Below are 13,099 nucleotides of genomic sequence, written 5' to 3' on the forward strand. Positions count from 1 at the left end.
ACTGCAAGCCATTGATAAAGAAGAGTTTGATAAACTATTAGCGTTAACTGTGAATTTTTCGGTAACGGGCTGGCGGCATACCGTAGAGGCGGGAAAATGCCTGGGTAAAGCTGCTTTGGCTGGCAAAACCGGAACTTTGTGCCACCTGAGCCAGACTCAAGTGAGACTCTTCAATAAGCTGTTTCGCCATTTCCAGACGCTTTTTCAGGACATACTGATGCGGTGTCACGCCTGTCTGTTCTTTGAACAAATAATGAAACTGGCTTTCACCGAGGAAAACCAGCCCGGCCAACTGTGTTACAGAAATTTTACGGGTAAGATGCTGAAGTATGTACTGATCGATAATATCCATATTCAGCCGGTAGATCTGGCGATCGTCGTTTAACGGCTTAAAATGGCGCTGTAGCACACACAACAAGGTATCGGTGCAGGCCTTGCTTAGCAGCAGATCATCGGGATGGGCGGTCATCTCTGCCGTCAGCGCCTGAATCAAATTCTGTGCCTGACTGTCAAGGTGAAAATAACTCGACTGATCAAATAACCGATCCATTCTATCCTGTGTATAAGAAGGGTGCAGCTGATCGACAGGCACATTCAATACCAAGATCTCATTTTTACCGATCCCGGAAAAGGCATGCTCTGAATCTGCCGTCACCAGACAGCCCTGACCGGAGCAAACAAGGTTACCGTAGCCTTCGATATCAAACTCTGTCTGGCCGGACAGTCCGATCACGACCTGGTTATAACCATGATTGTGGTGATCCATTTGCTGTGGCAGAGCGACAATTTCAGAGGGCTTAAAATTCGCGTGTTTGGATTTAATTTCCATATGTCATTAATAACATAAAAGGTGTCATCTATTTTCGGGCCAGAATACCATACCCGCCTCTTGAACCAGATAATTATATGATGATAGTGATCCAGCCCACAGGCAATCTTGATGGACACTTATCAGTATAGATGACGGCTCTATAGCTCCTCGCCCTAACGGCTTCGGAAAAATGATCAAGAACAACTTTTTTACGGCCGTTGTCATTTCAATTTACCGCGTCAACTCCAATCCCAAAACACAATCACCCAATGCCATCCCATACCCAGGATTTTCTCGCCCAGTAACACAACCGCTGTAAGCATGATTTATCCAAGTTATTCAGATAATTAACCTCAATATTCCTATAGTACTCATTGACAACAGGTTTATCGCTCATCATTGCCCAGCCCCTTCATTCACTGAAGCATGATCATCAACCTTGATCATTTTTCCATAACAACAAGGATCAAAACGATGATCACGCTTGATCATCGTTCCAATTGAAATGACACTCCCCGTTAATTAGCCTGTCTTGATCATTTTTCCGGGCATTCACAGGTATAGCGCTGGCCTTGCTGTTTACTAGTGAATGCCCGAATCAGTATTAGCAGAGGCAAGCTTTATCAGCTTGTTTGAGTAGCCATTCACTGCCATCACATAAAAACAGGGAAGCAACATCTTTCTTTACTTTGTTAATTACTCACCGCACAACAAGCGCACATCAACAGCATTTATACTATCATTGGCACCCGACAAGCCTGTGCACATTATCCCTCCCGCGTCAATAGGTGATTTCCCCCCTTATATACAATACGCCTGTAAGCTATAGTTCGTTCCGTAGACAGGGAACATACTTCACTGTTCAGTGTCTGCAGTATCCAGCATTGGATACATGCCAATGAAGTTCCTTTGATATACACCCTCATATTAAAGAGATGAACTTAATTGGATACCTCTTCTACACGTCGTACAGGATTGTGCTCTTCGGAGTCAAACTCTTGTCTTTGCCGGTCTTTTTGACCGGCTTTTTTTTTAAAAATACAGAAATATGCCCAATATACCGTCATCTGGTTATTGTAAGATTTCTTCTTTCTATTAAACTCTGTACAGTCAATAAACCAAGCCAATTTCATTAGGCAAAAAGAGTGAAAGATAAAGTCGACCCTTCTCTACTACATATTTTTAATCAGCTTCCTGGGTGCTGGGGGTGTAAAGATAAAGACTCGGTATTTATTTATGCCAATGAAGAATATGGAAAAATTATTGGTGTCGACCATCACCTCGATTGTATTGGCCGAACTGATTTTGATATGCCGAGCCCGACTGTCGAATGTGCAGATTCATTTAGAGAGCAGGATAACCTTGTCCTTTCTACGGGGAACAGAATGCGTGTCCTCGATATTCACCCCTATTCAGATGGAAGCTGGCGTGCACATTTATTCACTAAAACACCGTGGAAAGATGAGCAGAATGAAACCGTAGGTACGATTTTTTCAGGTGTCGAGTTAAAAGATACGGCCATCCTTGAAGTCGGCCATTGGATCTGCCGCGCGGCAGGGTTAAGCAATAAAGAGCAGGCGTCTTTCAGTCTTGATCTCCATAACCAGGCGGTTAGCTTGAATACCCGTGAATCGGAAGTTCTCTTTTTGCTGCTTTATGGTAAAAAACCGCAATATATCGCCAAGGTACTGAATGTTTCGGTGAAAACCGTTGAGAACTATGTTGTTCGCCTGCGCGAAAAGTTCAATGCGAACTCTAAAGGCGAACTGCTGGACCTGGCCCTTGATCTCGGCTTTGGCTCTCATATTCCGGAAAGTATGCTCAAGCGCCAGCTGTCTGTCATCCTAAAAGAGTAACCGACAGCAACAAATACTATCGTTTCATGCACTCTTAGTTTGAAATTTTGCCAATACAAGTCTGTTTCCAGATCAAATATTGCAGGTCAAACACCACCTACAATATCTGCAGAATTAATTAGTCAGGATAATTAACTAGCCTTAATTGACTCCGTGGCTTGATATTATTATTTAACTGGAAACAAGTATGAAACAATTTACTATTACCTACGTTGTACATCCACATTTTAATATTCCGTGTAAATACGAAATAGCAGCTGAAAGCGAAATCGCCTCGATTCAATCAGCCGAGAAGGCATTAAGAATACGCCACCCTGAAGGGGTGAGTATTGTTACTAGTAATCAACAGTAACCAGTTAATTCAGGATATATATAAAAAGTGTAGCGGCTAGGCTACACTTTTTTATTTCTTCCGAGGCCAATTAAGGGGCCAGACGATCAATTTCCCAATTATCAGCTTCATGTCGATACAAGAAGCGATCATGAAGGCGATTTTCCCCCCCCTGCCAGAATTCTATCGAACTGATTTTCACCCGGTAACCTCCCCAAAAAGTGGGTAACGGCACTTCACCGTTCGAGAACTTCTGTTTAAGCTCCATAAACTTACTTTCAAGGGCCTGGCGGGCAGAAATTCGGCTGCTTTGCTTACTGGCCCAAGCCGCAAGTTGGCTTTCTTTGGGACGCGACGTAAAATATTTCATCACTTCCATCTTAGACAACTTCTCAGCCTCACCCGTAATATGTACCTGACGCTCAATAGCGTGCCACGGGAAATGCAGGCTAATTTTGGCATTATGGTCCAGATGCATCGCCTTTCGACTACCGAGATTGGTATAGAAAACGAAGCCTTCTTTATCATAGTGTTTTAGTAACACGATACGCTGGTATGGCTGACCGTTATCATCCACGGTAGCCACCGTCATTGCTGTCGGATCGCTCAAATTTGCCTCAATGGCCTGTTTCAGCCACTTATCGAATAAACTCAGCGGCTCATCTGGTAAATCATGACGACGTAAACCACCTCGCGTGTATTCGCGACGAATATCAGACAATTCCATTGTTAACTCCGCTTCTTAGTCATTCTGGGGGAAATTGTGCGCTTTGCCTCTAGGAAAAACAAGTTCCTTCACTGATCTGAATGATTTTAAAACTATTTATCGAATAGCAGACCACTTCATTTCATCTCTGCTAGCTGGTTCGTGTTTTCATCGGGTAAAGTTTGCTATACAAGCCCATAAAAATGCCACGGAAACGTCAAGTGCAGAAAAGTAAATGCCTCGTCCTTATTGTAGTTGTCGGTCTGATACTCAATGTTCTTATCGCCCAGTTAACCTACCAGCAGGTCAAACAGCATCTGGCAGACAAAGTCTCCCTTGATGTCGACCTACTGGGTCAAAAGCTGGATGCGCAACTTATGCGCTATAGCAAACTACCCGAGGTGCTGGCCAATGATCCGCGACTCTTGCAACCTTTGCTGGCCGATCAGACATCACCGGAAAAGGCCGAACAAAATCATCAAACCAGCCAGTTGCTCCAGCAGTGGGCAACGACACTGAGCGCCGATACGATTTACCTGATTAACCGACAGGGAGATACCCTGGCTGCCAGCAACTGGCAACAGCCTGACAGTTTTGTCGGACAAAACTATGCCTACCGCCCCTACTTCCGCGAGGCGATTGCAGGTAATCCCGGCCAGTACTTCGCACTGGGCGCCAGCTCTGATAAACGCGGCTATTACTTTTCTGCGCCAATCTACCATCAGCAGTCTGTTATCGGTGTTATGACCATCAAGGTCGATCTGTCGCTGATTGAAGATATCTGGCAATACGAAGACATCGAATACGTCATTGCCGATTCGCAGGGCGTGGTATTCTACAGCTCTGAGAACAGCTGGCTGTACCGGTCGCTGATCCCGCTGGACGAAACCCAAAAGCAGCGGATCCTGGCATCACGACAATATGGTAATGCCAGGCTCGACCCGCTCACCGGCTACGCCCGGCTTGATAAACTCAGACACAATGAAACCATTGATATCCGACAGCCTGCGGATGAGAAAAGCGCAGCTTATGTTGTTGCCAACCATGATATGGCCCAGGCCGGGTGGGCAATTTTCGGCTTCAGCCCGATCAGTGCCGCCTATCAGTATGTGGCCCAGGCCGTACTCATGTTCAGCGTATTTTACTTTCTTCTGAGTCTGGCCGTAACCTCATGGTGGCAGACGCTTAAGGCTCAGAAGGCGCTGGCGCAGCTCAATGACAAACTCGAACAGCTGGTGGTGAAACGGACCAATACCCTGCTTGAAAGTAACCAGCGGCTAAAAGATACATTAAGACAGTACGAGCGTAGCCAGGCAGAGCTGAAACAGACCCAAAGCGAATTAGTGCAGGCTGCCAAGCTGGCCATGCTGGGTGAACTTTCGGCAAGCATCAACCATGAAATTAACCAGCCGCTCGCCGCCATGCGCACCTATGCTGAGAACTCACGCAAGCTCCTCAGCAAAGAGCGCTATGATTCGGTCGCCAGCAACATCGACGAAATCATCAAACTTAACCAGATGGTCGCGGATATTATTGCACGCTTCAAGGTCTTCGCCCGCAAGGGCAGCGAACATAACAACCGCGCCGTCGCGGCAAATTCAATTCGTTCGGCAACCAGCCTGCTGCGTAATAAACTGATAAAGGAAGGAGTGATTCTCCGTGTCGGCGACTTGCCGCCGGATATACTGATCAATGCCGATGCGGTGCAGGTTGAGCAGGTCATCATCAACTTGCTCCATAATGCTATCCAGGCATTGTCCTCGGCACACCAGCCGCAAATTGGCATTCAGCTGGCAGCCCTCGACAACCAAGCCGAAATTCGTATCTGGGACAACGGACCGGGTCTGGATGATGATCAGAAAAAGCGGATCTTCACCCCCTTCTTTACCACTAAAAGCGATGGGCTCGGGCTCGGATTAACGATTTCCCGCCGGATCATCGACGCCTTCTCCGGTACGCTCTCGGTTACCGACCACCCTGGCGGCGGTGCCGAATTTGTGATCACTCTTCCCCGTAGCACTGAGGACACTCAATGAACCAACAAGTAATTTTTATTGATGACGAAAAATCCATTCGCGATGCACTGGGGCAGACACTGGAGCTTGAAGACTATGACGTCACTTTGTTTTCAAGTGCCAAACCCGCACTAGAAATACTCGACAGCCAATACCCCGGGGTGATTATTTCTGATATCAACATGCCCGGTATTAATGGTATCGACTTCCTCAGGCAGGCACTGGCGATTGACCCCGAGTTAAGTATCATTCTGCTTACCGGCCACGGTGACATTTCAATGGCCGTCGACGCGATGCGGCTCGGAGCCTATGACTTTCTCGAAAAACCGTTCTCGACTGAAAACCTGCTTGATGTTGTCAAACGAGCGGCGGACAAGCGGGAGCTGGTGCTGGAAAATCGGGACCTACGTCGCGAGCTAGAAGCGCAAAGCGGACCCGGCCCGAGGATTTTGGGCAACACACCACAGATGAAGCAGCTACGCCGGATCCTTTCCCACATCAAAGATACCCCGGCTGACGTCATGATCCATGGCGAAACGGGCACAGGAAAGGAGCTGGTCGCACGCTTCCTGCATGATCATAGCATTCGCCAGAACCACCCATTTGTCGCGATTAACTGCGGGGCAATCCCCGAAACCATGATCGAAAGCGAATTATTCGGCTATGAAGCGGGCGCCTTCACCGGAGCACAGAAAAAACGCATCGGCAAAATTGCCCATGCCGACGGAGGAACATTGTTCCTTGATGAGATAGAGTCAATGCCGATGTCGCTGCAAATCAAGCTGCTGCGAGTGCTCGAAGAAAGGGCGGTGGAGCCGCTTGGCAGCAACAAGACGGTTCCGCTAGATATTCGCATTATTGCCGCCACCAAGGATGATTTAAAACAGATGAGTGATCGCGGGCTATTCAGGCACGATCTCTATTACCGTCTGAACGTAGTCAGCGTTGATATTCCGCCACTTCGCGATCGCAAGGATGATATTCCAATGCTGTTTCAGAACTTTACTCGTTCGGCTTCTACCCGCTACGGCGTCGAACCGCCCTCTATCAACCTGGAACAACAGCAAAAGCTACTAGAGCATGACTGGCCAGGCAATGTTCGGGAGCTACGAAATCTGGCCGAACGCCTGATTTTGATGGGAGATACGACGACACTCAGTGACAGCAGCCAGTTTAGCGAAGCGCCTTTGATCCACACGCTGGCAGAGCGGATGAATCAGTTCGAGTATACCTTGCTAAGCGATGCATTGAAGCGCCACAATGGGCGTTTGAAGGAAGTACAAGCAGAGCTAGGGCTCGCGCGAAAGACGCTGTATGACAAGATGAAAAAGCACCATATCGACAAAGATGACTACAAGGCAACAAGCTAAACACACAAAACCTGATGCGGCACGGATAACTGTTCCGTGCTTCATCGTCCTCTCTGCATGTCCACCTCCCCGGCACACTGTAACATTATCGCTGTTTCAGAATTATTTCGAAGTACCTTCAAAATCTGTTAGCGGAGAATAAATCTGCACAGTGACAGACAAGAACTTTTGATAAATTGGGTGCATATGTACAATATTTGTCAGCGTCGCAAACCGCACAACCTCATAGCCCCAATATCGCTCGGCGCATGCCTGAACAATACACCGCTATCGCTAGAGTATGTCATATGTCTTTATACAAACAGTTAATCTCGTGGATTCTGGCAATCTTCCTCCTGTTTACACTAACTATTACAGCCAGCCAGTTTTTTTCACAACGGGATCAAATAGCGGCTCAGGCCTATACGCGCCTGAATCATGATTTACTCAGCATCGAAAGCGCCCTGACCCCTTTTCTTGCCGATCAGGATTCGCAGCAACTCGCAGACCAGGTCGATCAGTTTTTTACCAGCCAAGACTGGCAACGCCTTCGCCTGAACCTGTTCGTCACCAAAGAACGTATTGAAAAACAGCGACCATCCAGCTTACAAGGCGTGCCGAGTTGGTTTCTCAACCTGAACCTGTTTGAGCCGCTCACCAAGTCGAACACCATTCACAACGGCTGGGAGCGATTGGCTACACTATCCATTACGGCCGATCAGACATCACTGTACCGCCAGCTGTGGCAATCGACGATCCAATCTCTTAGCGTATCCATGGTGTGCCTAATTGCCGGGCTCATGCTTCTTCTGTTGATGCTAAAAAGAAAACTCAAGCCGTTAGACAATATCGTCAACAGGGCAAAGGATCTGTCTTCGAATCAATTTGGGGCGCCTATTCCCCTACCCGAAACATACGATCTCGGGATCATCGTCAAAACTATCAATCACCTTTCCACCCAGCTTGAAGCCAATTTCAAGGCCCAGGCCCGCGAGGCTGCAAAACTAAGAGAACAGGTTTACCGCGATGGCGTATCGGGGATGGGAAACCGAAATTTCTTTATCAGCCAGCTAAACTCCTGGCTGACCAAGTCAGCCAAGGGCGGTCTGGCGCTGGTAAAAACATCGCTGATTGATGATTGCTACCATAATCAGGGCTTCGAGAAAGGAGACCAGCTAGTCCAAGATATCGCCAACGGCCTCAACGAAGGGATCATCTATAGTGACATTACCCTCGCACGCTTATCCTACGACGAATTTGCTTTGCTTGCGCCCGGCATTAGTGCCGAGAAGCTCAAGATAATCGGCGAAACGATGCTTACGGTTATTGACGAGTTGCAACCGGAGCACGCTAAAACCACACCGCATACGGCGCATGTCGGCCTGCTACTTAACAGCCAGCCATCAAGTTCCAGCACCTTGCTTTCCCAACTCGACAATGCCCTTAGCAAAGCAGCTCTTACACCACAGCTTCCTATTGCATTCATTGATGAGGCTTCAACCCAGATTGCACTCGGCAAGCAGCAGTGGAAGTCATTACTGCTTGATGCCATTGACAATGACCTTTTTTCTTACCATTTCCAGCCGGTCGCCAATGACAAAAACGGGATTTATCATCATGAAGTGTTCAGCGCGATAAAAACAAAAGACGATGTCTATACTGCCAGCCAGTTTCTCGGTGCTATTGAAGATCTCGCGATAGGCAGCTTGTTCGACCGCCACATTGTTGCGCAGCTTATCAACCGCCTCAATGCTGATCGTCAGCTTGGTCCTCTGGCGATAAACATCACCAACAGTAGCATCAGCGATCCCGCCTTCATTCGCTGGCTTAGTCAAATATTGGAAAAAAATCAGAGCTTATCCTCGCGTCTGTTTTTCGAGTTACCCGAGGCAAGCTTTGTCCGCCATCCCGATGCAACCAGTTTGCTCTGCTCCGCCATCCGATTCTATAAGTTCAGATTTGGTGTCGACAACTATGGCCGTCACTTCAAATCCCTGGACTATCTAAAAGAGTTCCGCCCAGACTACGTAAAAATTGACTTTGCCTATACACATCAGTTAAACGATCAGAATAAATCCGCTCTCTTGTCATCAATTTCCAGAACCGCCCATAGCCTCAACATTATGACCATTGCTACCCGCGTCGAAACAGAAACACAGCTCGAGCGGCTTTCCGAACTATTCGTTAGTGGATTTCAAGGCTTCATCATCGAGCGGTTCAAAACCAGAGCTAGAGCCGATACTCACACCGGGCATGTGAACGAATGTTATCCCGTACGAAGTGATATTTGATAAGCGGTTGGTCGCTGATAATTTACAGTGTAAATAACACTGATTAACAGTTCAGCGAAACAAGAATTGACATGATAAAAGCGGATAGTTTTCGATTTACAGTGTAAATAGCTTATGAGTTATAGGGAAGCCGTTGAAGAGTCCGATCACGATAGGCAACCACAGAGGGACCATGCTCTTGCAGTATGTTAAGTTTTTCCTTCTCAATCTGGCACATCACCCCCGAGAACAACCGCCCGATCGCTGTAATTGTGGCGTTACTAAGTTGCTCGTCGTAATCATGACGTGAATTTTGATAGGACATATTAAGCTCGGCCATGCGTTGCTTATGAAGCTGTATCGAGGACTTCACCTTCTCAACCAATTCTGGCGGACGCTTAGAAGACGGGATCTTAAGAAGCTTATGTTGTGCCTCCTTGATTTTATGCACTTTCGCTTTTTCGTCCTCAATCAGCTGAAATGCCGTATTTAATGTATCTCGTAGGGAAGTATATTGAGTGAAAGCAACAATTTCGGTCGGTACCCCAGCCAAAGCGCCAATATTGAGCGCTTCAACGCCCAGCCCGGTTTCAATATAGCCGCCACTCAGGGTGCCATGACGTTTTATTTGGTCAATAACACTCAATGCTCCCTTGGTACGGATTATACAGTGGAGGGCATGAAGGGAAAAAGAGACATCCTGGCCAGCATCAATTTCAACAAATTGAGCAAACTTGCTGGTTACCTTGCCGTTTGCCTCGAGATAACAGGGGAGGTGCTTGCCGTCCTGCTGGCGGCCAATCACTCCCTTTGCGACAGCAATATCACCACCGGCCCTTAATTCGCCCAGCTCGACGAACCCACTAACGACGATATTGCCGGTCGCGCTAACCTTCATGCCCGGTGTAACGTCGCCTGTGATCAAGATACTGCCGTCGAAATCAATATGGCCAGTGGTCACATTAACGCCTTTCAAGGTCAAGGCATCATCAACCTGCATACCACAGGGTTTTCTTAACGGGACACCCGATTTAGTGGCCACAAGCACATGCTCGTCATCTTCACAAATTGCCGTGCCGTCACCGGCTTCAAACACCAATTCATTACCGGGGATTGCGGTGATCTCCTTGCCGAGCACGTTAAAACCGTTACAACCCGTCGTTGCTGGTATCAGCTTCATAATTGGTTGACCAGCCTTAACCGTAATTAACTCTCCCAGATCAAGCATATCGACCTTACCGTCATCCGTTGATTGCGGGCGCAGAATACGTTGGCTAGCATCATTGACCAGAGGCTCGAATACGGTATCAGTACCGTGTACGGGAAAGCGACCGAAAGCGACAGGCATCGTCAGCTTTTCACCGGGAGCGAGCTGTTTTGACTTCATCAGCAGCTCCTGCAACTGAGCTTTGCGGATCCCCTTTACGATATGGTTCTCTTTTAAAGCATCAATCAACATATTTCCGGTGATCTGGGTACCACCATACGCCCCAATTACAGTGACTGAGGTTTTCATGAGATCAGGATCTGTCTTGATAAGCAATCCGGCATCGCGTCGCTCTGCTATCACAAATTGCTGAAGCTTGACCTCAACATCGCTGTCAGCCGGTTTGGAATTGATAACCGACAAGGCAGAATCGATTGCGTTGTCGAACAGGAAAAAATCGATCGCTTGAAGGTCGACCAGCTCAGTGGCGATATCGCTCTGGGTTATCGCATGCTCAGCATCTTCGCCCAACGGCTTGGCGATCAAAGATATCGTCTGACCATCTTGAGACAGCTGAAGAAGCTGTGTCGGCATAGAGCACTCCCTAAAACTTATAGCATCACCATAACGGTCTTATAGCCCATCTTAACCTAACCACATACAAACCATGTACATGCCAAGTCACAGATCCGTTAGCAAATTTATCGAGAAGTGTAAGAAATTATGCATTAAGTGAGGAGGAAATGTTGCCGCTATGGCACTCAAACAACGATATGCTGGATTCTATACTGATTACGGATGGGTACAAGTTGACACACTGCAAAATTCTTTTGGGTAGAAACCCACCCAATACATTTTACGCCAAATTCATCACTTAAATTTAAGTTAATTTTATCAATAACTTACATCGATACAGTCGAAGGCTAGTTCTGGCACGGAAATAGCATTGATATGACAATCCCTAGGACTGCTTAATATCCATTGCTGCTGTTCCCCCCGATTAAGCAGCAATACCTTAGTCCAAATTCGCCCCGGTTTTCGGGGCTTTTTTTTAATCGTAATCAATCACTAGCCGCATCAACTGCTCATCGGTCAGCCAAGTATTTGAGTGAAACTTATATTGAAAAGTGCCCTTATCACTGCTGTTAACCGGAGTGAGGTACCCCGTCAACTCATAAAATCCTTGCAGGCTAAGCTCGTAAGACGCCTTAAGCTCCAGACGCTTTGAGGACTGCAGATACAGGCAGCGTTTACTCAAACGAGAGACTGTGACACGGGAACCTATATCAAACCGGCTGATATCACTATGAATTGAAGATTTATGAAGCCTTGCAGCCAACCCTCCAAGACCAGGAGAAAAGGCAATATCTGGCTGCACGCAGTGATGGACAGGTGCCATCATCTTTTCAAGGGCTTTGTTATGTACTTTAATTAGACTCATGACACCCCCATAAACTCTCATTCCAATCAACTTTATGGGCCGAATTTACAACAAATAATTCCTCCCTAAGTTATTTAACTCTAGACCATTTTTTGGGAGCAATACCAAATTTTTTCATACATATTATATGGGATGAAGTACTGATTATGGTGAGTATAGAACAAGAGATTTGACGGGTTAATACTTTTACATCAACAGAATAGCAGTAGAATCTAGACAATAAAAACACCACCCTTTATTGAACATCAAAAGTTTGCTTGGGTTAATTTACACTGTAAACCACTTTTTTGTTTATCCGCTAACCGCTATTTACAGTGTAAATACCAAATGAAATTACAACTCGGCAAATTCCTCGATCAACGGCTGTCCTCGCTCCTGGAGAAACTCAAGAAAGCAGCGAGGATGATGAGTGACAACCTGTTCAAGCGGAAAGTTGACCCTTGCCAGTAATTTGGCAACCTGGCTGAAGTTACCGACATCGTGAGCGAAATGAGCATCCGATCCGGTAGTCAACCGAGCTCCAGCCTCGCGGGCAAATGCTGCGATCTGCTCGCAGCGAGGTTCGCTGCCCTGGCGAGAGCCGCTCAAGGAAGAATTATTGATTTCAATAAGCACGTTGTATTGTGCCGCAGCCGACACAACCGCTTCAAAATCAAAATCAAAATTGGGGTTGCCGAGATGTCCAAGGGCATGGATCCGACCCGAGCGTATGACATTAATCAAGGTGTCAGTATGCGACTGGCGTGAAGAAGGCGAATAGACAGGTTCATGCAGGCTCCCGATCACCCAGTCAAGCTGTGACGAGATACGCGGGTCAATATCAATCTCGCCATCTTGATTTAGGACATTTGCTTCAATGCCTCGAAGAATACCGACCCCATGAAGAAAACGGGGCAATACCCGCTGATTGGCAAAATGCCAGAAATGCGGTGCGCCCGGCATGCTCGGCGCATGATCAGTCACACAAAATAATGACAGCCCTTTACTCGCTGCCGCCTCGGCGTTTTCAAGCAACGTACTATAAGCATGCCCACTGGAAATAGTATGGGTGTGGGTATCAACTGAAAATTGCATATGCTCAGCTCCTTATAGAAGAAATAGAATTAGCGAAAA

Annotated in this window: 10 protein-coding genes; 5 read left to right on the plus strand and 5 right to left on the minus strand. The window is 47.1% G+C overall.

Features of this window, described 5'->3' with window-relative positions:
* Positions 1–43: 43 nt before the first annotated feature.
* Entirely contained in the window at positions 44–829 is a 786-nt protein-coding gene (locus L4D19_RS03050) for a helix-turn-helix domain-containing protein (protein WP_428451135.1), read from the minus strand.
* Positions 830–1,956: 1,127 nt separating this feature from the next.
* Here L4D19_RS03050 and L4D19_RS03055 point away from each other — a divergent pair.
* Together L4D19_RS03055 and L4D19_RS03060 are read left to right on the plus strand one after the other, a co-directional pair.
* Positions 1,957–2,667, plus strand: coding sequence for a PAS domain-containing protein (locus tag L4D19_RS03055; protein WP_160649993.1), 711 nt, complete (start codon positions 1,957–1,959; stop codon positions 2,665–2,667).
* 187 nt (positions 2,668–2,854) lie between these two features.
* Entirely contained in the window at positions 2,855–3,019 is a 165-nt protein-coding gene (locus tag L4D19_RS03060) for an addiction module component (RefSeq protein ID WP_075766664.1), read from the plus strand.
* Positions 3,020–3,089: 70 nt separating this feature from the next.
* Here L4D19_RS03060 and pdxH read toward each other — a convergent pair whose 3' ends face one another.
* Entirely contained in the window at positions 3,090–3,725 is a 636-nt protein-coding gene (gene pdxH, locus L4D19_RS03065) for a pyridoxamine 5'-phosphate oxidase (RefSeq protein WP_428451136.1), read from the minus strand.
* A 200-nt stretch (positions 3,726–3,925) separates the two neighbouring features.
* Here pdxH and L4D19_RS03070 point away from each other — a divergent pair, with 200 nt between their 5' ends.
* The 3 genes from L4D19_RS03070 to L4D19_RS03080 all read left to right on the plus strand — a co-directional run bounded on the left by L4D19_RS03070 (position 3,926) and on the right by L4D19_RS03080 (position 9,359).
* On the plus strand, positions 3,926–5,740 hold the full coding sequence (locus L4D19_RS03070) for a sensor histidine kinase (protein WP_428451137.1): 1,815 nt from the start codon (positions 3,926–3,928) through the stop codon (positions 5,738–5,740).
* The gene (locus L4D19_RS03075; RefSeq protein ID WP_428451138.1) at positions 5,737–7,089 is read left to right on the plus strand and encodes a sigma-54-dependent transcriptional regulator; all 1,353 of its coding nucleotides are present in this window, start codon (positions 5,737–5,739) and stop codon (positions 7,087–7,089) included. The genes L4D19_RS03070 and L4D19_RS03075 overlap by 4 nt, the downstream gene beginning before the upstream one ends.
* A gap of 287 nt (positions 7,090–7,376) precedes the next feature.
* Entirely contained in the window at positions 7,377–9,359 is a 1,983-nt protein-coding gene (locus tag L4D19_RS03080) for a bifunctional diguanylate cyclase/phosphodiesterase (RefSeq protein ID WP_428451139.1), read from the plus strand.
* A gap of 112 nt (positions 9,360–9,471) precedes the next feature.
* Here the strand turns inward: L4D19_RS03080 and L4D19_RS03085 are convergent, their stop codons facing one another.
* The 3 genes from L4D19_RS03085 to L4D19_RS03095 all read right to left on the minus strand — a co-directional run bounded on the left by L4D19_RS03085 (position 9,472) and on the right by L4D19_RS03095 (position 13,060).
* Positions 9,472–11,139 (minus strand): flagellar assembly protein A, encoded by a 1,668-nt coding sequence (locus tag L4D19_RS03085; RefSeq protein ID WP_428451140.1) that lies wholly within the window; start codon positions 11,137–11,139, stop codon positions 9,472–9,474.
* A 457-nt stretch (positions 11,140–11,596) separates the two neighbouring features.
* Complete coding sequence (locus L4D19_RS03090) at positions 11,597–11,986, minus strand: hypothetical protein (protein WP_428451141.1); 390 nt, start codon at positions 11,984–11,986, stop codon at positions 11,597–11,599.
* A gap of 333 nt (positions 11,987–12,319) precedes the next feature.
* A complete protein-coding gene (locus tag L4D19_RS03095; protein WP_428451142.1) occupies positions 12,320–13,060 on the minus strand; it encodes a phosphatase in 741 nt (246 codons plus the stop codon).
* Positions 13,061–13,099: the final 39 nt, after the last annotated feature.

The sequence above is a fragment of the Photobacterium kasasachensis genome (assembly GCF_050336885.1).
Lineage (GTDB): Bacteria > Pseudomonadota > Gammaproteobacteria > Enterobacterales > Vibrionaceae > Photobacterium > Photobacterium kasasachensis.

Excerpts from the sequence above, each read along its gene's own strand:
- L4D19_RS03050 (WP_428451135.1), bottom strand. The coding sequence starts at position 829 with ATGGAAATTAAATCCAAACACGCGAATTTTAAGCCCTCTGAAATTGTC.
- L4D19_RS03060 (WP_075766664.1), top strand. The coding sequence starts at position 2,855 with ATGAAACAATTTACTATTACCTACGTTGTACATCCACATTTTAATATT.
- pdxH (WP_428451136.1), bottom strand. The coding sequence starts at position 3,725 with ATGGAATTGTCTGATATTCGTCGCGAATACACGCGAGGTGGTTTACGT.
- L4D19_RS03075 (WP_428451138.1), top strand. The coding sequence starts at position 5,737 with ATGAACCAACAAGTAATTTTTATTGATGACGAAAAATCCATTCGCGAT.
- L4D19_RS03080 (WP_428451139.1), top strand. The coding sequence starts at position 7,377 with ATGTCTTTATACAAACAGTTAATCTCGTGGATTCTGGCAATCTTCCTC.
- L4D19_RS03085 (WP_428451140.1), bottom strand. The coding sequence starts at position 11,139 with ATGCCGACACAGCTTCTTCAGCTGTCTCAAGATGGTCAGACGATATCT.
- L4D19_RS03090 (WP_428451141.1), bottom strand. The coding sequence starts at position 11,986 with ATGAGTCTAATTAAAGTACATAACAAAGCCCTTGAAAAGATGATGGCA.
- L4D19_RS03095 (WP_428451142.1), bottom strand. The coding sequence starts at position 13,060 with ATGCAATTTTCAGTTGATACCCACACCCATACTATTTCCAGTGGGCAT.